The following is a 22,846-nucleotide window of genomic DNA, read 5'->3' as shown; positions in this document are numbered from 1 at the left end:
GTGTCTCGGCCGCGGGTGCGTGGGGGCTGGTCGCGCAGTTCCCCGCACCACTGAAGGGGCGCCCTGCAGCGCCCCTTCTCTTGGGGGCGCGGGGAGCTGCGCGACCAGCCACGACGGCGCGGCACTGTCCTAGTCGGCGTACCCCTCCGCCACCCTGCGCTCGCGCAGCTCCCTGATGTCCCGCCGTCTCGCCAGCCGGTGCGTGCGCCTGATCTGGGCCTCCTGGTAGCGCCGGCGGTCCCGGTCGGTCTCCGGCAGGACCGGCGGTACCCGGCGCGGCTTGCCGTCGGCGTCCACCGCCGCGAAGACGAGGTAGGCCGAGCCGACCTGGGTGGCGGGAGTCGACTCGTTCCAGCGCTCGGCGAGGACCCGCACCCCCACCTCCATCGACGTCCGGCCGGTCCAGTTGACCTGGGCCTTGACGTGGACCAGGTCGCCGACGCGGACCGGCTCCAGGAACGCCATCTCGTCCATGGACGCGGTGACGGCGGGACCGCCCGAGTGGCGGCCGGCGACCGCGCCCGCCGCGTCGTCCACGAGCTTCATGATCACACCGCCGTGCACCGTCCCGAGGAGGTTGGTGTCGCTGTGGGTCATGATGTGGCTCAGCGTGGTCCGGGACGCGGACGTCGGCTTGCCGGGTATATCGGATTCCGCCTCGGGGGCCTGGTCTGTCATGGCCCCCACCTTATGCCGAGGGACAATCGCGGAATTTGTGTCGGGTTCGCAACAGCGGTGCCCTGATTTTCCGACGACCCTTGTAAGAGGCATGGCCGCTGCCTGCACACTGGGGCCCATGAACGAATGGCCCGAGGGGCGGTCGAACGACAACCGCGGCAACCAGTACGGACGCGGTAGCGCAAGCGCGCAGCCTGAGGGCGCCCGCGTGATGCGCCAGGTACGGCGTGGAGAGCCGTCGGCACCGCCGTACGGTGCCCCGCAGCAGGGCGGCGGCGGGTACGCCGGGGTCCCGCAGCAGCAGCCGTACGGCGGCGGGTACGGAGACGGTGGCGGTGGCGGTGGCGGGTACGACGGCTACGACAGCGGCTACAACACCGGCCAGGTCTACGGCGGCGGCCCCGGGGGCGGTGGTCCCGCCGGTACGCCCGAGCGCGGGCCGCGGCCGGCTCCGAACTGGCGCAAGCGGATCAAGTGGACCGCGATCGTCGTCCTGAGCGTGCTGATCGTCACATCCGTCTCGACCTACTTCTGGGCCGACTCCAAGCTGCACCGGGACGTCGACCTGTCCAAGGTGATCGACCGGCCCGCGGCGGGCAAGGGCACCAACTACCTGATCGTCGGTTCCGACAGCCGCAAGGGCATGTCGGCCGAGGAGAAGAAGAAGCTGCACACGGGGTCGGCCGAGGGCCAGCGCACCGACTCGATGATGATCCTGCACGTCGGCGACAACGGCGACACGCTGATCTCCCTGCCCCGTGACTCGGACGTGGAGATCCCGTCCTACCAGGGGTCGACGTCCGGCAAGGTCTACAAGGGCACCGGCCGCCACACGAAGCTGAACGCGGCCTACGCCGAGGACGGCCCGACCCTCCTCGTCCGCACCGTCGAGTACAACACCGGTCTGCACATCGACCACTACGTGGAGATCGGCTTCGCCGGCTTCGCGGACATCGTGGACGCGGTCGGCGGTGTCACGATCACCATCGACAAGGGCTTCAAGGACAGCTACTCGGGCGCGAACTTCAAGGCGGGCAAGCAGACCCTGAACGGCGAGGAGGCCCTGGCCTTCGTCCGTACCCGGCACGCCTTCGCCGCGTCCGACCTGCAGCGCACCAAGAACCAGCAGAAGTTCCTGGCCGCTCTGGCCCACCAGGTGGCCACCCCGTCGACGGTCCTGAACCCCTTCAAGCTCTACCCCACCCTCGGCGCGGGCCTCGACTCCCTCACCGTCGACAAGGACATGAGCCTGTGGGACCTGGCGTCGATGTTCTTCGCGATGAAGGACGTCAACGGCGGCGACGGCGTCTCGATGAACATGCCGATCTCCGGCTCCACGGGCGGCAACCTCGTCTGGGACAAGACGAAGGTCAAGACCCTGGTCGACGAGCTGAAGAACGACGAGAAGGTCACCGTCTCCGGCAACTGACCCGACGGCCGGGCCGTCCCGACGGCGGGCAACGCGAGATGGGGAAGGGCCAGGCGCCCTTCCCCATCGGCGTGTCACATGGGCATGGCCGCCATCGAGCGGCACATCTCGGCGCAGCGGCGACACGCCTCCGCACAGCGCTTCATCTGCGGGTCGTCCGGCATGGTCATACACGCCTCGGCGCACATGTCACAGGCCTTGGCGCACATCGCGCACATCTCGGGCGAGAGCGGCGAGCGCCGCATCATCATGTCGGCGCACATCCGGGTCGCCTCGGAGCAGTCCATCAGCGCGCGCATGATGCGCATGTGGGCCTGGCCGCCCTCCATCGACATGCAGGAGCTCATGGTCTCCTCGCACATCGTGTGGGTGGCCATGCACATGTTGACGCAGTCCTGCATCTGCTTGGACATGGCCGTCATGGGTCCGGTCTGGGTCATGGCTCCTCCAGGGTGGGGGGTGCGGGGTCCGGGGTGTTCCCCGTCTGGTTCTCGTCCTAAGCCCGACCGTCCGGTAGTGCCATTCGGCAGCGGCATTCGGCAGCGAAGTTCGGCAGCGGCGTTCGGCGCCGAAGCCGAAGAAGGCGCCCCGAAGGGCGCCTTCTCGTCGGATGCCGGTGCGGTTACGGCAGGTTGCGGGCCATGACGATCCGCTGGACCTGGTTGGTGCCCTCGTAGATCTGGGTGATCTTCGCGTCGCGCATCATGCGCTCGACCGGGTAGTCGCGGGTGTAGCCGTAGCCGCCGAGGAGCTGGACGGCGTCCGTGGTGACCTCCATGGCGACGTCGGAGGCGAAGCACTTGGCCGCAGCGCCCTGGAAGGTGAGGTCGGCGTCGCCGCGCTCGGAGGCGGCCGCGGCCTGGTAGGTGAGGGCGCGGGCGGCGGCGATCTTCATGGCCATGTCGGCGAGCATGAACTGGATGCCCTGGAAGTCACCGATCGGCTTGCCGAACTGCTTGCGCTCCTGGACATAGCCCTTGGCGTAGTCGAGGGCGCCCTGGGCGACCCCGAGGGCCTGGGCGGCGATGGTGATCCGGGTGTGGTCCAGGGTCTTCATCGCGGTGGCGAAACCGGTGCCCTCCGCGCCGATCATGCGGTCGGCGGGGATGCGGACGTTGTCGAGGTAGACCTCGCGGGTCGGCGAGCCCTTGATGCCGAGCTTCTTCTCCGGGGCGCCGAAGGAGACGCCCTCGTCGGCCTTCTCGACGACGAAGGCGGAGATCCCCTTGGTGCGCTTCTCCGGGTCCGTCACGGCCATCACCGTGTAGTAGTCGGAGACGCCCGCGTTGGTGATCCAGCGCTTCACGCCGTTGAGGACGTAGTGGTCGCCGTCGCGGACCGCCTTCGTCTTCATGCCGCCCGCGTCGGAGCCCGCGTCCGGCTCGGAGAGGGCGTACGAGAACATCGCGTCGCCCTTGGCGAGCGGGGTCAGGTACTTCTTCTTCAGGTCCTCGCCGCCGGAGAGGATCACCGGGAGCGAGCCCAGCTTGTTCACGGCCGGGATGAGGGAGGAGGAGACGCAGGCGCGGGCGACCTCCTCGATCACGATGACCGTGGCGAGCGCGTCGGCGCCGGCACCGCCGTACTCCTCGGGGACGTGCACGGCGTGCAGGTCGTTGGCGACCAGCGCGTCGAGCGCCTCCTGCGGGAAGCGGGCCTCCTCGTCGACCGCGGCGGCGTACGGGGCGATCTTCGCCTCGACCAGCGCGCGGACGACGTCACGGAGCATGTCGTGCTCCTCGGACGGGCGGTACAGGTCGAAGTCAGCCGATCCGGCCAAGGTCCCTCACTCCAGACGCAGTGGTGCTGACGCTAATTACCGTTAAGTAACTCAAAGTTTAGAACGCGGCCCACGGATAGGTCACGTGAGCTTGGCGACAGCGGGAAAGTTGCCCGGAAGACGGCCCGGTTATGCTCGGGCCGCAGCCCGCACCGACGTCCCCGAGCTGGAGCATTCATGAGCCTCAAGATCACTGTGATCGGCACCGGCTATCTCGGCGCCACCCATGCCGCGGCCATGGCCGAGCTGGGCTTCGAGGTGCTCGGGCTGGACGTCGTGCCCGAGAAGATCGCGATGCTGGAGCGCGGCGAGACGCCGATGTACGAGCCGGGTCTCGACGAGCTGCTGCGCCGGCACGTGGCCGGCTTCGAAGGGTCCAGCGGGCGGCTGCGCTTCACCACCGACTGGGCCGAGGTCGGCGCCTTCGGCGACGTCCACTTCGTCTGCGTGAACACCCCGCAGAAGCACGGCGAGTACGCCTGCGACATGTCGTACGTCGACTCCGCGATCGCGTCGCTGGCCCCGCATCTGACCGGGCCCGCCCTCGTCGTCGGCAAGTCGACGGTGCCGGTCGGCTCGGCGGAGCGGCTGGCCGCCTACCTCGCGGAGAACGCGCCCGCCGGGGCGGATGCCGAGCTGGCCTGGAACCCGGAGTTCCTGCGCGAGGGCTTCGCCGTCCAGGACACGCTGCACCCCGACCGGATCGTGGTCGGGGTGCGCAGCGAGCGGGCCGAGAAGCTGCTGCGCGAGGTGTACGCGACGCCGGTCGGCGAGGGCACGCCGTTCGTGGTGACCGACTTCCCGACCGCCGAGCTGGTGAAGACGTCCGCGAACTCCTTCCTCGCGACCAAGATCTCCTTCATCAACGCCATGGCCGAGGTCTGCGAGGCCGCGGGCGGCGACGTCGCCAAGCTCGCCGAGGCGATCGGGTACGACGACCGGATCGGGAAGAAGTTCCTGCGCGCCGGGATCGGGTTCGGCGGCGGCTGCCTGCCGAAGGACATCCGGGCGTTCATGGCGCGGGCCGGTGAGCTGGGTGCCGACCAGGCGCTGACCTTCCTGCGTGAGATCGACTCCATCAACATGCGGCGCCGGGGCCAGATGGTCGAGATGGCCCGGGAGGCGCTGGGCGGCGGGTCCTTCCTCGGGACCCGGGTCGCGGTCCTCGGCGCGACGTTCAAGCCGGACTCCGACGACGTGCGCGACTCGCCGGCGCTGAACGTCGCCGGGCAGATCCAGCTGCAGGGCGGCCAGGTGACGGTGTACGACCCGAAGGGGATGGACAACGCGCGGCGGCTGTTCCCGACACTCGGCTACGCCGTCAGCGCCGAGGAGTGCGTGCGGGGGGCCGACGTGGTGCTGCACCTCACCGAGTGGCGGGAGTTCAGGGAGCTGGATGTGGCGGCGCTGGGAGAGGTGGCCGCGAAGAGGGTGATCCTCGACGGACGTAACGCGCTGGAGCCGGAGGTCTGGCGGCGGGCCGGGTGGACGTATCGCGCCATGGGGCGTCCGACCGCGTGAGTCTGCGGGCGGGTGGGGGCTGGTCGCGCCCACGCGGCGGAGCCGCATATCAGATACAGCCCCGCGCCCCTTTCGGGGCGCCTCGGTTCGGGGCGCCTCGTCACAGGGCATCCGCCCAAACGAAAAAAGACGACACCGGTTCGGCCGAGGCTCAGTCGGCCGAACCGGTGTCTAGTTGCATTCTGCACCACGCGGCACATGCGTGACCGGTGAACCGGCTGTGCCTTACCGGTCCTTGGCCCGGTAGCGGCGCATTTTCTGGCGCGACCCGCACACCTGCATCGAGCACCAGCGGCCGCGGCCGGCCGGGCTGCGGTCGTAGTACGCCCAGTGGCAGGTGTCGGCCTCGCAGGCCTTGAGGCGGGTCCAGGTGCCCTCGATCGCGGCGGTGGCGACGGCCGCCGCCGTGCGGGCGAGCAGCCCGTCCTCGTCGGCCGGCAGGAGGCGCGCCGAGCCGTCGGCGGGGTCCACGGCGACGTACAGCCGGGCCTCGGCGAGCAGCTCGCCCAGGGGAGTGACCTCGCGGTGCGGGGGGTGCCCGGCGTGGGCGAGCAGGGCGGCGCGCAGGGACTCGCGCAGGACGCGGGCCGGTGGGAGTTCGGCCTCCGTGATACCGAGGCGCGCCCTGCCGTCCGCCGTGTCGAGCGCGTCGGCGCCCGACTCCAGGTCCAGCGTGTTCACCAGGGCCTCGACCAGGGCCAGGCCGCCCGGCGCGGGCGATCTCTCACTCATCTCTGCAAGTTACCTCCCCAATCCGGTTGCGACGTTACCTCCAGTGCGGGAGCATGCGGTAACCGAAGTTACTGGTTGACCGGCTTTACAGGTAACTCCGCCTTCGAGGAGGAAGTCATGGCTCTCGCCAAGCTCGGTGTCGTCGTCCTGGACTGTCCCGACCCGTCCGCGCTCGCCGGTTTCTACGCCGGGGTGCTGGGCGGCAGTGCCGAGGGGGACGGGGACTGGGTGGACCTGGCGGTGCCCGGCGGGCAGGCGCTGGCGTTCCAGAAGGCGCCGGGGTTCGTCGCGCCGCAGTGGCCCGCGCCCGAGGACTCGCAGCAGTTCCACCTGGACCTGGTGGTGGACGACCTGGACGCGGCCGAGAAGGGGGTGCTGGAGCTGGGCGCGAAGCCGCTGGACGCGGCGGACCGGGAGCGCACCTTCCGTGTGTACGCCGACCCGGCCGGGCACCCTTTCTGTCTCTGTGCCTGCTGAGAGAAGGAGGACCCATGGCGTCCGTCGCCCGTCTGCGCAACGTGGTGATCGACTGTCCCGACCCGCGCGCGCTGGCCGCCTTCTACGCCGCCGTCGTCGGCGGCACCCTGGTGGCCGAGGAGGACGACTGGGTCGTACTGAGGCTGCCGGACGGGCTGCGGCTGGGGTTCCAGCTCGCGGAGGGGTACACACCGCCCGAGTGGCCGCGGGCCGACCACGGCTCCCAGCAGTTCCATCTCGACCTCGACGCGGGTCCGACGTGGGAGGACGTCGACGCGGCGGAGAAGAAGGTGCTGGCGCTGGGGGCGCGGCTGCTGCGGCGGGAGGAGGACCCCGTGGCGGAGGACTTCCGGGTGTTCGCCGACCCGGCCGGGCATCCGTTCTGCCTCTGCCGCATCGACTGACCGGCTGACCGGCCGACACCGGGTCCCGGCCGAGCAGGTCCCGGACGGTCCCGGCCGAGCAGGTCCCGGACGGCCCCGGACGGTCCCGGCCGAGCAGGTCCCGTACGGCCCCGCCGGTCAGGCCTCGGTGTCGGCCGGCCGGGGCGGGCTCGCTTCCCTGCGGCGCTGGGTCGCTCGGGCGGTGAAGTCGGCGCTGCGCAGGGCCCGCTGGACGTTGCCCCAGGTCAGCAGGGAGAGCTCGGTCTCCGACCAGTCGCGTCGGAGCAGCTCGGCGATCAGGTGGGGGTAGCGGGAGGTGTCGGCGAGGTCGCGGGGGTGGGCGACGCCGGTGTCGTAGGTGCCGGAGAGGGCGACGCACTCGGGGCCCGTGACCATGCGGACGTGGTCGAGGTGGTCGGCGACGTCCGGGACGGACGGCCCGGTCTGCTCGGCCGTCAGCGGCACCATGCAGACGCCCTTCTGCTCCCCCAGCCGCGCGAGCAGTTCGTCGGAGAGGTTGGCGGGGTGCGGGCGTACGGCCGCGGCGGCGGAGCGGGTGCACAGGACCGGTGTCTTGGAGAGCGCGAGCACCCGGGCGAGCGCGGCCTCCGGGGCGCCGGACAGGTCGGCGAGCACCCCGAGCCGGTTCATCTCCCGGACCACCTCCTCGCCGAACCGGGTCAGCCCCGTCTCCCCCGCCCAGGCGGCACCGGCCAGGGAGAGCACCCGCAGGCCCAGGGACTGCAGGACCCGCAGGATGCCCAGGGAGTCGTCGAGGGCGGCGGCGGGGGCCGGGCCGAGCACCACGGCGACCCGGCCGCAGTTGCGGGCGTCGATGACCTGCCCGGCGGTGCGCACCAGCCGGAGCCCCTCCGGGTGTGCCTCGACCACCCGGCGCACCAGGTCCAGCTGCTCCAGGGTGGCGCCCACGGCCCGGTCGCCCCGCTCCCGTTCCGGCACCTGCAGCGACCAGAAGAGCGCGCCCACGTGCCCCTCGCGCAGCCGGGGCACGTCCGTGTCCACGGCCGCCTCGCCCAGCTCCAGGTCGTACCAGGGCAGCCGCGCGAGCGCCCGGGGCAGCCCGCTGTAGCCGTCCGCCACCGGATGCGCCTCCAGCAGCGCGTGGGCCCGTTCCAGGAACGCGGCGCCGGACTCCACCGGGAACGGGTCGTCCGGGAGACAGTCCTCCCTGCCGACCTCGGTCGTGGTGTGGATGTCGTGCTGGAGGTCGGCCATGAAGGGCTCCGTACGTCGCTGTGACCTACGTCGTGAAGGGGCTGTAGCCCACCGTCGCACGGCTGCCCGGGAGGGTTCCTGGTGGACGGGGCGTTCGGGGGTACGCCTGTCCCCCGCCGTGCCGCGGTGCCCGGTCGTGCCGCGGTGCCCGGTCGTGCCCCCGCACGCACGAGGGCGGAGCCGCCGGCCGCACCGGCTGCCCCGCCCTCACGATCGGTCGATCGACCGGTCCGCCGATCAGCCGTCCAGTTCGGAGAGGGTCGCGTGGGACGGTCCCCGCGTCTCCTGGAGGTCCCGGGCCACGTCCTCCGCCGCGCCCAGCACCCGGACCGCGTTCTGCCAGGTCAGCTTGGCCAGGTCGGACCGGGACCAGCCACGGTCCAGCAGTTCGGCGACGAGGTTGGGGTAGCCGGAGACGTCGTTGAGACCGTCGGGGGTGAAGGCGGTGCCGTCGTAGTCGCCGCCGATGCCGAGGTGGTCGACGCCGGCGACCTCGCGCATGTGGTCGAGGTGGTCGGCGACCGTGGCGGTGGTGGCGATCGGGCGGGGGTGGCTCTCCTCGAAGGCCCGGTGGATCTTCATCGCGTCCTCGGTGGTGTCGAGGTGGTGGAAGCCGTGGGCGCGCATGTTGTCGTCGGCCGCCGCCGTCCAGTCGACCGCCGCCTGGAGCACGAACTTCGGCACGAACGTCACCATCGCCATGCCGCCGTTGCCGGGGAGGCGTTCGAGGACGTCGTCCGGGATGTTGCGGGGGTGGTCGCAGACGGCCCGGGAGGAGGAGTGGGAGAAGATCACCGGTGCGGTGGACGTGTCGAGGGCGGCGCGCATGGTCGTGGCCGCCACATGGGAGAGGTCGACCAGCATGCCGAGGCGGTTCATCTCCCGCACCACCTCGCGGCCGAAGGCCGACAGACCGCCCACGTTGGGCTCGTCGGTCGCCGAGTCCGCCCAGTCGTTGTTGTCGTTGTGGGTGAGCGTCATGTAGCGCACACCCAGCTCGTACAGACCGCGCAGGGTGCCCAGCGAGTTGTCGATGGAGTGGCCGCCCTCCGCCCCCATGAGCGAGGCGATACGGCCCTCCGCGCGCGCCGCCCCCATGTCCGCGGCGGTCAGCGCGGCCCGCAGGTCGGCCGGGTAACGGGCGATCAACTGCCGTACGCAGTCGATCTGTTCGAGGGTCGCCGGGACCGCGCCCGGCAGGTCCGAGCGGACGTACACCGACCAGTACTGCGCACCCACCCCGCCCTCGCGCAGACGCGGGATGTCGGTGTGCAGATGCGCGTTCTGGTGGGTGGCGATGTCACGGGCGTCGAGGTCGTAGCGGACCTGCTCGCGCAGTGCGTACGGCAGGTCGTTGTGGCCGTCGACGACCGGGAACTCGCGCAGCAGGGACCGGGCTTCGTCGAGAGAGGTCATTGCGTATTGCTTCCCGGAGTCCTACTTGCCGAAGCCGAAGCCGTTCGACCCACCGTCGACCTTGGCCCGCAGCCGCTTGCCCTTCTCGGTGGCCTGGTCGTTGAGGTCCTGCTGGAAGTCGCGCATCTTCTGCAGCAGGTCCTCGTCGTGCGCGGCGAGGATCCGGGCGGCCAGCAGGCCCGCGTTGCGGGCACCGGCGACCGAGACCGCGGCGACCGGGACACCGGCCGGCATCTGCACGATGGAGAGCAGCGAGTCCATGCCGTCCAGGTACTTCAGCGGGACGGGCACGCCGATGACCGGGAGCGGGGTCACGGAGGCGAGCATGCCCGGGAGATGAGCCGCTCCCCCGGCACCCGCGATGATCACCTTCAGACCACGCTCGGCGGCCTGCTCGCCGTACGTCACCATCTCGCGCGGCATGCGGTGCGCGGAGACGACGTCGACCTCGTACGCGATCTCGAACTCGTCGAGGGCCTGGGCGGCGGCCTCCATGACGGGCCAGTCGGAGTCCGAACCCATGACGATGCCAACAAGGGGGCTCATTCGGTGATCGTGCCTCTCAGGTAGCCGGCAGCGTGACGTGCGCGCTCGAGAACGTCGTCCAGGTCGTCGCCGTAGGTGTTGACGTGGCCGACCTTGCGGCCGGGCTTCACGTCCTTGCCGTACATGTGGATCTTCAGTTTGGGGTCGCGGGCCATGCAGTGCAGGTACGCGGAGTACATGTCCGGGTAGTCGCCGCCGAGGACGTTGACCATGACCGACCACTTCGCGCGCGGGCGCGGGTCGCCCAGGGGCAGGTCGAGGACCGCCCGGACGTGGTTGGCGAACTGGCTGGTGATCGCACCGTCCTGGCTCCAGTGCCCGGAGTTGTGCGGGCGCATCGCCAGCTCGTTGACGAGGATGCGGCCGTCGCGGGTCTGGAACAGCTCGACGGCCAGGTGGCCGACCACGCCCAGCTCCTTGGCGATCCGCAGGGCCATCTCCTCGGCCTGCAGGGCCAGGGACTCGTCGAGGTCGGGAGCGGGCGCGATGACCGTGTCGCAGACGCCGTTCACCTGCTGGGACTCGACCACCGGGTAGGCGACGGCCTGGCCGTGCGGGGAGCGCACGACGTTGGCGGCGAGCTCGCGGACGTAGTCGACCTTCTCCTCCGCGAGGACGGGCACACCCGCCCGGAAGGGGTCGGTGGCCTCCTCGGCCGTCTCCACGACCCACACGCCCTTGCCGTCGTAGCCGCCGCGCACGGTCTTCAGGACGACGGGGAAGCCGTCGCCCTCGGCCGCGAAGCGGACCACGTCCTCCGCGTCGGTCACGATGCGGTGCCGCGGGCACGGCACGCCGATCGCGTCGAGCTTCGCCCGCATCACGCCCTTGTCCTGGGCGTGCACCAGCGCGTCGGGACCGGGGCGCACGGGGATGCCGTCCGCCTCCAGGGCCCGCAGGTGCTCGGTGGGCACGTGCTCGTGATCGAAGGTGATCACGTCGCAGCCCTGCGCGAAGGCGCGCAGCGTGTCCAGGTCGCGGTAGTCGCCGATGACGACATCGCTCACCACCTGGGCCGCCGAGTCCTGAGGGGTGTCACTGAGGAGCTTGAACCTGATGCCCAACGGGATGCCCGCCTCGTGTGTCATACGAGCGAGCTGGCCACCGCCGACCATGCCGACTACCGGGAACGTCACGCCCCTAGGGTATCGGCCGCGCCAGGGTGGCCGGTTTCCGTGCCTTCGACCACGGCTCTTACCTGCCGCTTCGCCGCCTCTTGCCCCGCTTTTCCGGTGCTCTTTCCAAGCCGTTCCCGACCTGTGTCGCCATCCACAGGCGTGGGACATACTGGGTCGTTAGAGTGGCTGGGTCGCAATACCTACGGACGGGAGCCCTCACAACCATGGAACGTGGTTCCTCGGGGCTGCAACGGCTCGTACGCGAGGTCGCCAAATTCGGCGCGGTCGGCGGGGCCGGCATTCTCGTCAATCTCGGCGTCTTCAACGTGGTCCGGCACGTCACCGACCTGCCGGTGGTGCGGGCCAGCGTCATAGCGACCGTCGTCGCCATCATCTTCAATTACCTCGGTTTCCGCTACTGGACGTACCGGGACCGCGAGAAGAGCGGCCGCACCAAGGAACTCACCCTGTTCCTGCTGTTCAGCGCGGTCGGCCTGGTGATCGAGAACGGCCTGCTGTATCTCGCCACCTACGGCTTCGGCTGGGACAGCCCGCTGCAGAGCAACGTCTTCAAGTTCGTCGGCATCGGCGTGGCGACGCTGTTCCGTTTCTGGTCGTACCGCACCTGGGTGTTCAAGGCGCTGCCGGCCCGCGAGACGGTCGCGGACGCGGAGGCGATCCTGGAGCGGGCCGCCGACACCGAGAAGCCCAGGCAGCGGGTCCGCTAGGGCGCCTCAGCGCACCATGGGCAGGTCGTCGTCCGGCTTGTGCGCCGGCGGGGTGCGGGACAGGAACAGGCCGAACACCGGCGGCTGGGCCTGGAGCAGCTCCAGGCGGCCCCCGTCGGCCTCCGCGAGGTCACGCGCGACGGCCAGCCCGATCCCGGTGGAGTTCCGGCCGCTGATGGTCCGCTCGAAGATGCGGTTGCCGAGATCGGCCGGCACCCCGGCCCCCTCGTCCGTCACCTCCACCACGGCCTGGTTGCCGGTCACCCTGGTCCGCAGGGCGACCGTGCCGCCGCCGTGCATCAGCGAGTTCTCGATCAGCGCGGCCAGCACCTGCGCCACCGCGCCCGGTGTGCCCACCGCCCGCAGATGCCGCTTGCCGGAGCTGACGATCGCCCGGCCGGAACTGCGGTAGGCGGGCCGCCACTCGGCGAGCTGCTGCTGGATGACCTCGTCCAGGTCGAAGGAGACGGCGGAGCCGGTGCGCGGGTCGCGGGAGTTCGTCAGCAGCCGTTCCACCACATCCGTCAACCGCTCCACCTGCGTCAGCGCGACGTTCGCCTCCTCCTTCACGGTGTCCGGGTCGTCGGTGAGGGTGATCTCCTCAAGACGCATGGACAGCGCGGTCAGGGGCGTGCGCAGCTGGTGGGAGGCGTCGGCTGCCAGCCGCCGCTCCGCGGTGAGCATCCGCCCGATCCGCTCGGCGGAGGAGTCCAGCACGTCCGCGACCCGGTCCAGCTCGGGTACGCCGTACCGCTTGTGGCGGGGCCGCGGATCACCGGATCCCAGCCGCTCGGCGGTCTCGGCGAGGTCGGTGAGCGGGGAGGCGAGCCGGTTGGCCTGCCGGATGGCGAGCAGCACGGCGGCGATCACGGCGAGCAGCGCGACGGCCCCGATGATCAGCAGCGTACGGCCGACCTCCCGGGTCACCGTCGACCGCGGCTCCTGGACGGTGACCGTCTCGCCTTCCTCACCGTCGGCCGTGTAGTGGATGACATCGCCCTCGGGCTTGACCCCGAGCTCGATCGCCGCTTTGCCCGGGATCCGGATGACGGCGTACTGCTCCTTGCCGACCTGGCTCCGCAGTATCTCGGCGGTGACGTCCTCGTCCCCGAGGATCCGGCTGTCGACGATGCTGGCGAGACGGAGCGCCTCGGAGTCGACGCGTTCCTGCGCGCTGTTGCTGATGGTGCGCGACTCGACGATCACCAACGAGACGCCGAACACGGCGATGACGACGAGAACGACAGCCAAGGTGGACTGAATCAGACGACGGCGCACGGCATTCTCCGAGAAACGGCGACTTCAGTGCCCCTTCAGGGGCGCGGGACGTAGACATGTGCGGCTCCGCCGCGTGGGCGCGACCAGCCCACGGCGACGGCCAGTCGCGCACACCACACCAGCCACCCACGGCACGACGCGCGTAGCCGACCTAGCTCTTTTCGAAACGGAACCCGACACCACGCACGGTAGCGATGTACCGAGGATTCGCCGCATCGTCGCCGAGCTTCTTGCGCAGCCACGAGATGTGCATGTCGAGCGTCTTGGTCGACGACCACCACGTCGTGTCCCAGACCTCCCGCATCAGCTGGTCCCGCGTGACGACCCGCCCCGCGTCCCGCACCAGCACCCGCAGCAGGTCGAACTCCTTCGCGGTGAGCTGGAGTTCCTCGTCGCCCATCCACGCCCGGTGCGACTCCACGTCGATCCGCACCCCGTGCGTGGCCGGCGGCTGCGCCGGCTCCGAGGCACCGCGCCGCAGCAGCGCCCGGACCCGGGCGAGCAGTTCGGCGAGCCGGAACGGCTTGGTGACGTAGTCGTCGGCGCCCGCGTCGAGACCGACGACGGTGTCCACCTCGTCGGCCCGCGCGGTCAGGATGAGGATCGGCACGGTGTGGCCCTCGGCACGCAGCCGACGCGCCACCTCCAGGCCGTCCATGCCGGGCAGCCCGAGGTCCAGCACGACCAGGTCGACGCCGCCCTGCATTCCGGCGTCGAGCGCGGTGGGTCCGTCCTCGCGCACCTCCACCTCGTAACCTTCCCGGCGCAGTGCGCGGGCCAGCGGCTCCGAGATGGACGCGTCGTCCTCGGCGAGCAGTACACGGGTCATGGGGTGATGGTAGTCCGATTACGCGCAGTACTGGAGTGTGATCGGCACCAGGGATTCTTACCTTGGGGCACAGTGGTACGAACCTATGGGCGAGAGGTGCGATCGTAGGAGGGACCTTCGAAACCGGGTGCGAGGTTCCGCCGACACCTGTGATCCCTGTCTCAAGTCCTTCCATATCCGGCAGTGTCCTGACGTACAGTGACGTGAACGCCTGCAGTACACCCGGTGACCTTTGGTGGGAATGTCGCACTGAAGGTCTCTTTTGTGTGCGGGCTGGCCTGGCCAGCCTTGAAAGGAATGACCTCTGGCCGGGCTCCGGACGCGACACAGCGTCACGGGGCGTGGATCCCGGTGGTCGCCGTCCGCCGCTCCGTGATCCGGAGTGGACTCCCCTGGGCGTGGGGTGGACGGTCCGACCCGCCGGTGCCGGCCGCTCCCCCCACGGGCGCGCACAGCCCCACCGCGCGTCCCGACCAGCAAGGAACGACCCATGGCGTCCAGCCTGACGAAGGACTCGGTCCGACCGGGCACCCCCGGTTCCGAGAAGACCTTCTTCGGCCACCCCCGCGGACTGGCCACTCTCTTCATGACCGAGATGTGGGAGCGGTTCTCCTACTACGGCATGAAGGCCCTGCTCCCGCTGTACCTGGTCGCTCCCGGCGGCCTGCACATGACCGCGGCCACGGCGACGGCGATCTACTCCGTCTACCTGTCGCTCGTGTACCTGCTCGCCCTGCCGGGCGGCTGGTTCGCCGACCGTGTCCTCGGCCCCCGCAAGACGGTCGCCGTCGCCGGCACGATCATCATGCTCGGCCACCTGACGCTGGCACTGCCCAGCTCCGGCACCTTCTTCGCGGGCCTCGGCCTGGTCGCCATAGGCTCAGGCCTGCTGAAGGCCAACATCTCCACGATGGTCGGCCACCTGTACGACGGTCCGGACGACCCGCGCCGCGACGGTGGCTTCACGCTCTTCTACATCGGCATCAACCTGGGCGCGTTCGCCGCGCCGCTGGTCATCGGCACGGTCGGCGAGAACTACAACTGGCACCTCGGCTTCGCGCTGGCCGCGGTCGGCATGGCGCTGGGTCTCGCCCAGTTCCTGCTCGGCACGCGCCACCTGAGCTCGCGCTCGGACATCGTCCCGACGCCGCTGTCCGCCGCGGAGAAGAAGGCCACGCTGACGAAGGCCGGCTTCTGGGCCGCCGTCGCCGCGGTCTTCTACGTCGTCGTGGGTGTGTCCGGCGTCTACACGCTGAACTGGCTGCTGGTCCCGATCACGATCGCCGGTCTGGTGATCCCGGTCGTCGTCATCGCCCGCATCAAGCGCGACAAGGACCTGGACCGCGCCGAGCAGGGCAAGATGAGCGCCTACATCTGGTTCTTCGTGGCCGCGGCGGTCTTCTGGATGATCTACGACCAGGGCGGCTCGACCGTCTCCCTGTTCGCCGACGCCTCCGCCAAGAACACCGTCTTCGGCTGGAACTTCCCGGTCTCCTGGTACCAGTCCGTCAACCCGGTCATGATCATGGCGTTCGCGCCGGTCTTCGCCTGGGCGTGGCTGGCGATGGCCCGCCGGGGCAAGGAGCCGAGCACCGCGGTGAAGTTCGCCGGTGGTCTGGTGCTGATCGGTGCGTCGTTCTTCCTGTTCCTCGCGCCGCTGTCGATCGCCGACGGCGGTCACAAGGCCGCGGCGATGTGGCTGGTCGGGATCTACTTCGTGCAGACCGTGGGTGAGCTGATGCTGTCCCCGGTGGGTCTGTCCGTGACGACCAAGATGGCTCCGGCGAAGTACGCGTCCCAGATGATGGGTGTGTGGTTCCTCGCGGTCACCGCGGGTGACGCGACGACCGGTCTGCTGTCCATCGCGGGTGTCGACCTGAACAAGACGGGGATCGTGACCTTCCAGGCGGCGCTGGCCGTGGTCGCCGGTGCGGCTGTGTGGCTGTACCGGAAGAAGGTTCGGGAGCTCATGGGAGACGTTCACTAGCGTCTTCGACAGAGGGCCACCGGGATTTTGGGATCCTGGTGGCCCTCGTCGTGTCAGCAGAAGCAGCGGATCACCTCGTCCTCTTTCGAGGCATGAACGTGAAGACCGCGCCGCCCAGCAGGATCGCCGTTCCTGCCACCAGGCCCAGCGCCTTCAGTGCGCCGTTGCTGCTGTCACCGGTCTCCGCCAGGCCGCCGCTGCTGCTCGAACTGCTGGATGAACCGCCCGACGTCGTCGAACCCGACGCCCCGCTCGCCTGCTCGGTCGTGTCCAGGGTCAGGGAGACGGCCGTCTTCGTCGGCGTGCACGTCGTCGTCGTGCCGAGGGCCTCGACCGTCAGGACGCCCGGCGACAGCGTCGACTCGCCGCTCGCCCCCGGCTTGTACGTGCCCGTCAGGTCCGGGATCTCGATCGGGTCGCCGGACTTGATCGCGGAGGAGTTGGTGGGGCCCTCCACATGGACCGTGCCCGTGTCGGCGCCGCCCAGGACCACCTCCATCGACGGTTTCACCGAGTCCGCCGGGATGTCGGCGGGGCTGTCCATCACCGAGCCGTTGAACTGCACGGTGAGGTCGAAGCTGCCGCCGTCCTTCTTGGCGTTGATCTGCACCGGCGAGGTCGCGCTCTTGTCGCCGATGGGCGTCTTGCAGGCGTAGGGGATCTCGACCTCCTTGCCCGTGAAGTCGGTCTGGCCGCTGCCCGTGCCGTCGGAGGCGGACGCGGACGCGGAGGCCGACGTGGAGGCGGAGGCCGACGCCGACGCCGAGTCGGAGGGGGACGCCGAGGCCGAGGCCGAGGTGCTGTCCGACGGGGACGCCGACTCGCTCGAACCGGTTCCGGTCACCTCGATCGTCGCCGCCTTCGGCACCGTCCCCGTCGGGGTGCACACCGTGTCCGTCCCGTAGGCGTTGACCGTGTACGCGTCCGGTGTGAGCGTCACCTCGCCGGGAGACGTCAGTTTCAGGGTGCCCGTCATGTCGGACAGCACCATGTCGCCGCCCTTGGGGATCGCCGGGTTCTCGCGCGGCCCCTGCATGGCGATGTCGGCGGTCTGGGCGCCGGCCGCCTTGAGCGTGCCGGACGGCTGGACGGTGTTCGCGGGCAGGTCGATGATGTCCGGGTTCTTGGACGCGGCCTGCACGAACTTCCAGGTGATGTCGACGGTGTCGCCGACCTTCGCCGTGGCGGGCGCGGTGATCTCGACCTTCGTGGTCCCGTCGATCGGGTCGGCGACCCCGGCGGGCGGTACGCAGTGCGTCGCGAACGACACCTCGGCCGCCTGGGCCGGGCCGGCGGCCGCGCCCAGCAGCGCGCCGGCCCCGGCGAGGACCAGCGCGGCCGCCGCCGCACCCGCTCTGACCGGTGTCACTCTCCTTCGCATGATCACGTGGGTCCTTTCGTGGTCGGAGTCGTGGGACTCGTGGAGCTGTCGTCGTGCGGTGCGGAGAGCCGGCCGGCCGTGGCGCCCGGATCGGAGTCCGGGGTGAACCACGGCAGGGTGGAGGTCGTGGCGGTCGTCGAGGGCGCGGGCTCGGGGGTGCGCAGGTGCGGCGCCCGGAAGACCGGGCGGGGCAGTCCCCGGTGGCGGACACCGCCGGCGCGGGGCGGCCGTACCCGGTCCACCACCGCCATGCCGATGCGGAAGACCGCGGCCGGGACGACCACGCAGAGCAGGAGCCAGAAGAGGGTCACGCCCCAGGGGCGGCCGACGCCCCAGGGCTGCTCGGCGAGGACCTTGCCGTCGTACCTGAGGGAGACGTTGTAGTCGCCGTGCGCCCCGGCGGAGAGTTCGACGGGCAGTTTGACCTGTGCCTTCTTGCCGGGCGCGAGGGTGCCGTGCCACTGCTGCTCGTCCCACTGGGGGGCGAACACGCCGTGTGCGGTGCCGACCTGGAAGACGGGGTCCTTCAGGGTGGAGGTGCCCGCGTTGCCGATGGTGAAGACGAGGGTGCGGGAGGGGGGCGCGCCGAACCAGGTCAGCAGGCCCGAGGAACCGTCGAGACGGGTGTCGGTGAGCATCGACAGGCGGCCGCCGGTGGACTCGGCGGGCAGCGCCTTGACGGGGTGTCCGGCGACCTTGAAGGCGGCGTCCGCGGTGGCGGTCGCGCCGGTGACGGTGGCCACGTGCACCACGCAGGGGCAGGGCACCGGCGGTTCGGAGACCGGGAGTTCCTTGCTGAAGCCGCCGTTCGCGTCGGTGGTGACGGCCCGTCCGTCGGCGTTGGCGCAGGAGTTGGTGCCGCCGATCACACCCCGGGACGGGCTGGACTGGCCGCAGACCAGCATCATCAGCAGGGTGTGCGGCCGCCAGCCGGTGCCGCTGACGGTGACCGAACCGCCGGTGCCGGCCTGGGACTTGGAGACCCTGACGGTCGGCCCGCCGGCGGCTGTCGCCATGGGCGCCGCCAGGAACAGCGAGAACACCGCCGTCAGTATCAGGAACGCCCGCACCCTCACCTCACCGCTCCCGTCAACTCGGCTTTCGTGGAAAGGGGTTCGGCCGCGTTGCCGGCACGGCGCCGGCTCAGTCGTACGACCGTCACGGCAGCGCCTGCCGTCAGCGTGCCCGCGGTTCCCGCCACCGCGCCCCAGGGCACGAACCGTGCCCGCGTGCTCGCCGTGTCCTGGGCACCGCCCGCCGCCGTCGCCGTCAGGCGGACGTCGACCGCGTCCAGGGCCGGGTGGCCGGGCCAGGGCTCGCTGAGTGCGGTGCGGCTGCCGGGGGCGAGGCGGACGGGGAGGGTGCGCGGGGCCCGGTCCAGGAGGTCACGGCCGAAGACTCCCTCGGCGTGCACGGCCAGCTTCGGTACCAGGACCGTCGTACCCCGGTTGACCAGCTCGTACGTGATGCGGTCACCGTGGACGGCGACGTGTTCGACGGTCAGCGCGGAGAGCGCGGGGCCGCCGACGCGCAGCCGGACCCGGACGGTGGCGGTGCGGCCGTCGGCGTCCTTCGCGACGAGCGTGCCGGAGCGGTCGCCGGGGGCCGCGCCCGTCGGGACGGTCACCGTGAAGGGGACGTCGGCGCGGGTGCGGGCGGGGACCCGGACGGCCGGTTCGGCGAAGGTCACGGGGACGCCGGTACCGATGCTTGTCAGCCGTACCGTGACCGGGTGGCCGCCGGGGTTGGTCACCGACACGGTGTCCTGGAGGACCGCTCCGGGGGCGCCCTCGGCGTAGAAGGAGGGGCGCCCGTCGCCCGCGGGCGCGAGGGACCAGCCCGTGGCCGCCGACGCGCGCGGGGCGGTGGCGAACAGGGTCAGCACGGTGACGCCGAGGACACGGGCGGCGGTCTGGGCGGACGGCATGGGCGGCTCCAGCGGTCGGACCCGGAGGGTCAGCGGCGTACGGTCTGGTTCCGCCGGGTCAGCCAGAGCGTGCCGGCCGCGCCCGCGAGCAGCACGGTGCCGCCCAGGGTGCCGAGGGCGACGAACGAGTCCTCGGGGCCGGTCTTCGGGAGGGTGCCTCCGGAGTCGGTGCCGGTGCTGCCGGTCGACGACGATCCGGAACTGCCGGAACTGCTCGAACCGCCGCCCGCCGCGGTCACGTCCAGGGTCAGGGACGGGCCGGGGTTGTTGGTGGGGGTGCAGGTGGTCGTCGTACCGAGCGCCTTGATGGTGAGCGTGCCCGCCGTGAACGTCACCTTGCCGGACTTCTCCGGGGTGTAGGTGCCGCTCAAGTCGTTGATCTTGATGGGGGTGTTGGCGGGGATCGCGGCCTGGTTGGCGCTGCCGGTGACGTTCAGGGTGCCGCTGTCGGCGCCGCCGAGCTTGATGGTGGCGCTCGGGTTCATCGCGCCCTTGCCGAGTTCGACGGGGCTGGAGGAGACGCCCTTCTGCCAGGACATCGTGATCTTGTAGCCGCTGCCGCTCTTGACGCCCGTGATGTCGATCGGGGAGACGGCGCTCTTGTCCCCGATCGGCGTCTTGCAGTGGTAGTTGACGTTCACGACGGTGGCGTGCGCCGCCGGGGCGCCGAGCAGCACCGCCGACCCGGCCAGGGCGGCGGCGGACACGAGCACGGCGGTACGTTTCGGGTACGACGACACGGTCGGTCCACCCCATTCGCTACTGACGAGGTATCAGATTCGGCCGTCAAGGTACGCCGGGGCCCATGAGGAGGGAAGAGAAAGGGCGTGGCGGAAGTGTGGGGATGCCGGCGCGCCCACAGCGCCCCTCAGGGGCGCGGGGCTGTGTTTGATATGCGGCTACCGCCGCGTGGGCGCGAGCAACCACTCACGACCCGCAGCTGCGAACCGGTACAGGGCGGCACCCCCTCAGGCAGGCGCCCCCAACTCCGCCCACACCGTCTTCCCGGCCGCCCCCGGCGTCCGCACAACCCCCCAGTCCAGACACAGCCGTTGCACGATGAACATCCCGTGTCCCCCCGGCCGCCCCGCCCGATGCGGCGTCCGCGGCGCCGGCTGCCCGGCCCCCCGGTCGGACACCTCCACCCGGATCACCTTCCGGTCGCAGGCCAGGAACAGCTCCTCCGGCCCCTCCGCATGGAGGCACGCGTTCGTGACGAGCTCGGAGACGACGAGCAGCACGTCCTCGGCGGCGGCCCTGCGGTCGGCGGTCGCGGCCGGCAGCCATCCCCACGCGTACAGCGCCTCGCGGGCGAAGTCGCGGGCGAGCGGTACGACCCCGCTCTCGCCGTGCAGGCGCAGCCTGCGGACCTGACGACCCCCCGTCGAGGCGGGCGGCTCGTCGGACGCCGCCTCCCCGGACATCCCGGAAGCGCCGCCGGGCTCCGGGCCGAGGTCGCCCGGCGGGTAAGGCCGGGTGGTGCTCATCAGCGCTTCACCTCACCGTTTCACCGGTTCACGATTCAAAAGTTCGCGTTGCTGCAGTTTGGTACGGGCCGGTCGGCGCGCTCCACTCAGACGTGGCCGGGTCGGGCACCGGCAGATCCAGAATCTCTCCTGCCCGAGCGATCCCCGGGAACACCCCCGGAACACCCTCCGGTTCCGGACGCCGGGCGGGCCGGGCTCAGCCCGTGCCGCCGGACCCGCCGGACGCGCCGGACCCGCCGTCCTCGTCCGCCAGCGCAGCCTCGACGGAGTCGTGGACGGTGAAGACCGCCTCGGCCCCGGTGATCTCGAAGACCCGGGCGACGACGGGCAGCATCCCGGCGAGGTGTACCCCGCCCCCGGCGGCCTCGGCCCGCAGCCGGGCGCCGAGCAGCACGTTCAGCCCGGTGGAGTCGCAGAACTCAAGGCGTGAGCAGTCGACGACAAGGCGTGCGAACCCCTTGCCGAGGAGATGGTCGAGCGGTTCGCGCAGCAGGTCGGCGGTGTGGTGATCGAGCTCACCCGCCGGAGTCACCACGGCGCTGGAGCCTGCTTCCCGCACCTCCACCAGCAGCCGGCCCGACTGTGCGCTGCCGACCGTCCCGTGGTCCATTGCCGTCTCTCTCCCGAGGTCGTGACCGCTTCCGCCACCGTCCGGACCGATGTCCGACGATGCCCGCCCATGTCCGCCGAACGCCCTGGCGACGCCCTCGAACATTACGCCTTCTGCACGCAACCCGACACCCGAACAACCTCCCAAAACATGACACATGGTAATAGAACGGACTTGCGAGTGGCTCGGCGCAGCCGGTAGGGCTAGTAGGGACACGCAACCGACACGGCCGGCTTTGGAGGCGCCGCACACCGCAGTGCACGCACGGCTTCGGCAGCCTCATCGCCGAGAACGATGGAGGACACCATGTCACCCCGGCTCGACGCCTCGCACACCCCGACCGCGACGTCGACACCCCCACCGGAACCACTGGATGCCATCGAGGGATTCCTCGCGGAACTCGGACTCCCGGAGATCCCCCCGTACGACGAGGTCGACGCGGTCGACGCGCGAGCCCTGTCCAAGACCCTCTTCGAGCGGCTGGAGTCGCTGGAGGAAGGCACCCGCGCGTACTCGTACGTCCGCAACACCCTCGTCGAACTGAACCTCGCGCTGGTCAGGTTCGCCGCCTCCCGCTTCCGCTCCCGCAGCGAGCCGATGGAGGACATCGTCCAGGTCGGCACCATCGGCCTGATCAAGGCGATCGACCGCTTCGAGCTCTCCCGGGGCGTGGAGTTCCCCACCTTCGCGATGCCGACGATCATCGGCGAGATCAAGCGCTTCTTCCGTGACACGTCGTGGTCGGTACGCGTCCCGCGCCGCCTCCAGGAGCTCCGGCTCGACCTCGCCAAGGCGGGCGACGAACTGGCCCAGAAACTGGACCGCGCCCCCACCGTCGCGGAACTCGCCGAACGCCTCGGCCTCTCCCACGACGAGGTCGTCGAGGGCATGGCGGCCTCCAACGCCTACACGGCCTCCTCCCTGGACGCGCAGCCCGAGGAGGACGAGTCCGAGGGCGCCCTGGCGGACCGCATCGGCTACGAGGACCACGGCCTGGAGGGCATCGAGTACATCGAGTCCCTGAAGCCCCTCATCGCCGGACTCCCGCCCAGGGACCGCACCATCCTCTCCCTCCGCTTCGTCGCGGGCATGACCCAGTCGGAGATCGGCGAGGAACTCGGGATCTCCCAGATGCACGTCTCCCGCCTGCTGTCCCGCACCCTCGTACAGCTGCGCAGGGCGCTGACACTGGAGGAATAGCCCCGGCCGGACCGCCCCGCCGCCGGGGCGAAGGGAATCCCCCCGCCCCGGCCCGCCGCGTCTTTGGCCAAAGCTCCCCCGCTACCGCGAGTCACACCCCAAA

At 70.8% G+C, this 22,846-nt stretch carries 23 protein-coding genes; 7 read left to right on the top strand and 16 right to left on the bottom strand.

The features are described from left to right. Window positions 1-129 precede the first annotated feature (129 nt). Window positions 130-678, bottom strand: a complete 549-nt coding sequence (locus ACFWPQ_RS29580) for an acyl-CoA thioesterase (RefSeq protein ID WP_089102336.1) — start codon at window positions 676-678, stop codon at window positions 130-132. Between the two features lie 118 nt (window positions 679-796). Between ACFWPQ_RS29580 and ACFWPQ_RS29575 the strand changes: the two genes are divergently transcribed. Further along, the gene (locus tag ACFWPQ_RS29575; protein WP_384041194.1) at window positions 797-2,107 is read left to right on the top strand and encodes an LCP family protein; all 1,311 of its coding nucleotides are present in this window, start codon (window positions 797-799) and stop codon (window positions 2,105-2,107) included. Between the two features lie 74 nt (window positions 2,108-2,181). Here the strand turns inward: ACFWPQ_RS29575 and ACFWPQ_RS29570 are convergent, their stop codons facing one another. Both ACFWPQ_RS29570 and ACFWPQ_RS29565 read right to left on the bottom strand, forming a co-directional pair. Beyond that, a complete protein-coding gene (locus tag ACFWPQ_RS29570) occupies window positions 2,182-2,547 on the bottom strand; it encodes a four-helix bundle copper-binding protein (protein ID WP_384041192.1) in 366 nt (121 codons plus the stop codon). 182 nt (window positions 2,548-2,729) lie between these two features. Then, the gene (locus ACFWPQ_RS29565; RefSeq protein ID WP_384041189.1) at window positions 2,730-3,887 is read right to left on the bottom strand and encodes an acyl-CoA dehydrogenase; all 1,158 of its coding nucleotides are present in this window, start codon (window positions 3,885-3,887) and stop codon (window positions 2,730-2,732) included. Between the two features lie 177 nt (window positions 3,888-4,064). On the opposite strand from ACFWPQ_RS29565, the gene ACFWPQ_RS29560 reads away from it, so the two are divergent. Continuing rightward, window positions 4,065-5,408: a UDP-glucose dehydrogenase family protein gene (locus ACFWPQ_RS29560; protein ID WP_384041186.1), complete on the top strand. Its 1,344-nt coding sequence runs from the start codon at window positions 4,065-4,067 to the stop codon at window positions 5,406-5,408. Between the two features lie 225 nt (window positions 5,409-5,633). Here ACFWPQ_RS29560 and ACFWPQ_RS29555 read toward each other — a convergent pair whose 3' ends face one another. After that, a complete protein-coding gene (locus ACFWPQ_RS29555) occupies window positions 5,634-6,140 on the bottom strand; it encodes a CGNR zinc finger domain-containing protein (protein WP_384041183.1) in 507 nt (168 codons plus the stop codon). A gap of 117 nt (window positions 6,141-6,257) precedes the next feature. Here ACFWPQ_RS29555 and ACFWPQ_RS29550 point away from each other — a divergent pair, with 117 nt between their 5' ends. Continuing rightward, window positions 6,258-6,617, top strand: a complete 360-nt coding sequence (locus ACFWPQ_RS29550; RefSeq protein ID WP_384041180.1) for a VOC family protein — start codon at window positions 6,258-6,260, stop codon at window positions 6,615-6,617. Window positions 6,618-6,631: 14 nt separating this feature from the next. Further along, on the top strand, window positions 6,632-7,021 hold the full coding sequence (locus tag ACFWPQ_RS29545; protein WP_384041177.1) for a VOC family protein: 390 nt from the start codon (window positions 6,632-6,634) through the stop codon (window positions 7,019-7,021). A 117-nt stretch (window positions 7,022-7,138) separates the two neighbouring features. Here ACFWPQ_RS29545 and ACFWPQ_RS29540 read toward each other — a convergent pair whose 3' ends face one another. The 4 genes from ACFWPQ_RS29540 to ACFWPQ_RS29525 all read right to left on the bottom strand — a co-directional run bounded on the left by ACFWPQ_RS29540 (window position 7,139) and on the right by ACFWPQ_RS29525 (window position 11,334). Next, complete coding sequence (locus tag ACFWPQ_RS29540; protein WP_384041174.1) at window positions 7,139-8,236, bottom strand: dipeptidase; 1,098 nt, start codon at window positions 8,234-8,236, stop codon at window positions 7,139-7,141. 237 nt (window positions 8,237-8,473) lie between these two features. Further along, on the bottom strand, window positions 8,474-9,652 hold the full coding sequence (locus ACFWPQ_RS29535; protein ID WP_384041172.1) for a dipeptidase: 1,179 nt from the start codon (window positions 9,650-9,652) through the stop codon (window positions 8,474-8,476). A gap of 21 nt (window positions 9,653-9,673) precedes the next feature. Then, window positions 9,674-10,198 (bottom strand): 5-(carboxyamino)imidazole ribonucleotide mutase, encoded by a 525-nt coding sequence (purE, locus tag ACFWPQ_RS29530; protein WP_361286834.1) that lies wholly within the window; start codon window positions 10,196-10,198, stop codon window positions 9,674-9,676. Beyond that, a complete protein-coding gene (locus tag ACFWPQ_RS29525; RefSeq protein ID WP_384041170.1) occupies window positions 10,195-11,334 on the bottom strand; it encodes a 5-(carboxyamino)imidazole ribonucleotide synthase in 1,140 nt (379 codons plus the stop codon). The genes purE and ACFWPQ_RS29525 overlap by 4 nt, the downstream gene beginning before the upstream one ends. Window positions 11,335-11,540: 206 nt before the next feature. Between ACFWPQ_RS29525 and ACFWPQ_RS29520 the strand changes: the two genes are divergently transcribed. Continuing rightward, the gene (locus tag ACFWPQ_RS29520; protein WP_361286840.1) at window positions 11,541-12,044 is read left to right on the top strand and encodes a GtrA family protein; all 504 of its coding nucleotides are present in this window, start codon (window positions 11,541-11,543) and stop codon (window positions 12,042-12,044) included. A gap of 6 nt (window positions 12,045-12,050) precedes the next feature. Here ACFWPQ_RS29520 and ACFWPQ_RS29515 read toward each other — a convergent pair whose 3' ends face one another. Beyond that, window positions 12,051-13,322, bottom strand: a complete 1,272-nt coding sequence (locus tag ACFWPQ_RS29515; RefSeq protein ID WP_384041167.1) for an ATP-binding protein — start codon at window positions 13,320-13,322, stop codon at window positions 12,051-12,053. A 151-nt stretch (window positions 13,323-13,473) separates the two neighbouring features. After that, entirely contained in the window at window positions 13,474-14,151 is a 678-nt protein-coding gene (locus tag ACFWPQ_RS29510) for a response regulator transcription factor (protein ID WP_384041164.1), read from the bottom strand. Window positions 14,152-14,641: 490 nt separating this feature from the next. Here ACFWPQ_RS29510 and ACFWPQ_RS29505 point away from each other — a divergent pair, with 490 nt between their 5' ends. Then, complete coding sequence (locus tag ACFWPQ_RS29505; RefSeq protein WP_384041161.1) at window positions 14,642-16,138, top strand: oligopeptide:H+ symporter; 1,497 nt, start codon at window positions 14,642-14,644, stop codon at window positions 16,136-16,138. A 70-nt stretch (window positions 16,139-16,208) separates the two neighbouring features. Here the strand turns inward: ACFWPQ_RS29505 and ACFWPQ_RS29500 are convergent, their stop codons facing one another. The 6 genes from ACFWPQ_RS29500 to ACFWPQ_RS29475 all read right to left on the bottom strand — a co-directional run bounded on the left by ACFWPQ_RS29500 (window position 16,209) and on the right by ACFWPQ_RS29475 (window position 21,543). Further along, window positions 16,209-17,519: a hypothetical protein gene (locus ACFWPQ_RS29500; protein ID WP_384041158.1), complete on the bottom strand. Its 1,311-nt coding sequence runs from the start codon at window positions 17,517-17,519 to the stop codon at window positions 16,209-16,211. Window positions 17,520-17,521: 2 nt separating this feature from the next. After that, complete coding sequence (locus ACFWPQ_RS29495) at window positions 17,522-18,535, bottom strand: hypothetical protein (RefSeq protein WP_384041267.1); 1,014 nt, start codon at window positions 18,533-18,535, stop codon at window positions 17,522-17,524. Between the two features lie 56 nt (window positions 18,536-18,591). Further along, window positions 18,592-19,446, bottom strand: a complete 855-nt coding sequence (locus ACFWPQ_RS29490; protein ID WP_384041155.1) for a hypothetical protein — start codon at window positions 19,444-19,446, stop codon at window positions 18,592-18,594. A 29-nt stretch (window positions 19,447-19,475) separates the two neighbouring features. Then, entirely contained in the window at window positions 19,476-20,159 is a 684-nt protein-coding gene (locus ACFWPQ_RS29485; protein WP_384041152.1) for an LPXTG cell wall anchor domain-containing protein, read from the bottom strand. Window positions 20,160-20,414: 255 nt separating this feature from the next. Then, complete coding sequence (locus tag ACFWPQ_RS29480) at window positions 20,415-20,933, bottom strand: ATP-binding protein (protein ID WP_384041149.1); 519 nt, start codon at window positions 20,931-20,933, stop codon at window positions 20,415-20,417. 196 nt (window positions 20,934-21,129) lie between these two features. Then, window positions 21,130-21,543, bottom strand: coding sequence for an STAS domain-containing protein (locus ACFWPQ_RS29475; RefSeq protein WP_384041147.1), 414 nt, complete (start codon window positions 21,541-21,543; stop codon window positions 21,130-21,132). A gap of 306 nt (window positions 21,544-21,849) precedes the next feature. On the opposite strand from ACFWPQ_RS29475, the gene ACFWPQ_RS29470 reads away from it, so the two are divergent. Then, window positions 21,850-22,743 (top strand): RNA polymerase sigma factor SigF, encoded by an 894-nt coding sequence (locus tag ACFWPQ_RS29470; protein WP_384041144.1) that lies wholly within the window; start codon window positions 21,850-21,852, stop codon window positions 22,741-22,743. Window positions 22,744-22,846 lie beyond the last annotated feature (103 nt).

It is taken from the genome of Streptomyces sp. NPDC058464 (assembly GCF_042721035.1).
Lineage (GTDB): Bacteria > Actinomycetota > Actinomycetes > Streptomycetales > Streptomycetaceae > Streptomyces.
This window is presented reverse-complemented; position numbering and strand designations above follow the sequence as displayed.

Excerpts from the sequence above, each read along its gene's own strand:
- ACFWPQ_RS29580 (WP_089102336.1), bottom strand. The coding sequence starts at position 678 with ATGACAGACCAGGCCCCCGAGGCGGAATCCGATATACCCGGCAAGCCG.
- ACFWPQ_RS29575 (WP_384041194.1), top strand. The coding sequence starts at position 797 with ATGAACGAATGGCCCGAGGGGCGGTCGAACGACAACCGCGGCAACCAG.
- ACFWPQ_RS29570 (WP_384041192.1), bottom strand. The coding sequence starts at position 2,547 with ATGACCCAGACCGGACCCATGACGGCCATGTCCAAGCAGATGCAGGAC.
- ACFWPQ_RS29560 (WP_384041186.1), top strand. The coding sequence starts at position 4,065 with ATGAGCCTCAAGATCACTGTGATCGGCACCGGCTATCTCGGCGCCACC.
- ACFWPQ_RS29555 (WP_384041183.1), bottom strand. The coding sequence starts at position 6,140 with ATGAGTGAGAGATCGCCCGCGCCGGGCGGCCTGGCCCTGGTCGAGGCC.
- ACFWPQ_RS29550 (WP_384041180.1), top strand. The coding sequence starts at position 6,258 with ATGGCTCTCGCCAAGCTCGGTGTCGTCGTCCTGGACTGTCCCGACCCG.
- ACFWPQ_RS29545 (WP_384041177.1), top strand. The coding sequence starts at position 6,632 with ATGGCGTCCGTCGCCCGTCTGCGCAACGTGGTGATCGACTGTCCCGAC.
- ACFWPQ_RS29540 (WP_384041174.1), bottom strand. The coding sequence starts at position 8,236 with ATGGCCGACCTCCAGCACGACATCCACACCACGACCGAGGTCGGCAGG.
- ACFWPQ_RS29535 (WP_384041172.1), bottom strand. The coding sequence starts at position 9,652 with ATGACCTCTCTCGACGAAGCCCGGTCCCTGCTGCGCGAGTTCCCGGTC.
- purE (WP_361286834.1), bottom strand. The coding sequence starts at position 10,198 with ATGAGCCCCCTTGTTGGCATCGTCATGGGTTCGGACTCCGACTGGCCC.
- ACFWPQ_RS29520 (WP_361286840.1), top strand. The coding sequence starts at position 11,541 with ATGGAACGTGGTTCCTCGGGGCTGCAACGGCTCGTACGCGAGGTCGCC.
- ACFWPQ_RS29510 (WP_384041164.1), bottom strand. The coding sequence starts at position 14,151 with ATGACCCGTGTACTGCTCGCCGAGGACGACGCGTCCATCTCGGAGCCG.
- ACFWPQ_RS29505 (WP_384041161.1), top strand. The coding sequence starts at position 14,642 with ATGGCGTCCAGCCTGACGAAGGACTCGGTCCGACCGGGCACCCCCGGT.
- ACFWPQ_RS29500 (WP_384041158.1), bottom strand. The coding sequence starts at position 17,519 with ATGCGAAGGAGAGTGACACCGGTCAGAGCGGGTGCGGCGGCGGCCGCG.
- ACFWPQ_RS29495 (WP_384041267.1), bottom strand. The coding sequence starts at position 18,535 with ATGGCGACAGCCGCCGGCGGGCCGACCGTCAGGGTCTCCAAGTCCCAG.
- ACFWPQ_RS29490 (WP_384041155.1), bottom strand. The coding sequence starts at position 19,446 with ATGCCGTCCGCCCAGACCGCCGCCCGTGTCCTCGGCGTCACCGTGCTG.
- ACFWPQ_RS29480 (WP_384041149.1), bottom strand. The coding sequence starts at position 20,933 with ATGAGCACCACCCGGCCTTACCCGCCGGGCGACCTCGGCCCGGAGCCC.
- ACFWPQ_RS29475 (WP_384041147.1), bottom strand. The coding sequence starts at position 21,543 with ATGGACCACGGGACGGTCGGCAGCGCACAGTCGGGCCGGCTGCTGGTG.
- ACFWPQ_RS29470 (WP_384041144.1), top strand. The coding sequence starts at position 21,850 with ATGTCACCCCGGCTCGACGCCTCGCACACCCCGACCGCGACGTCGACA.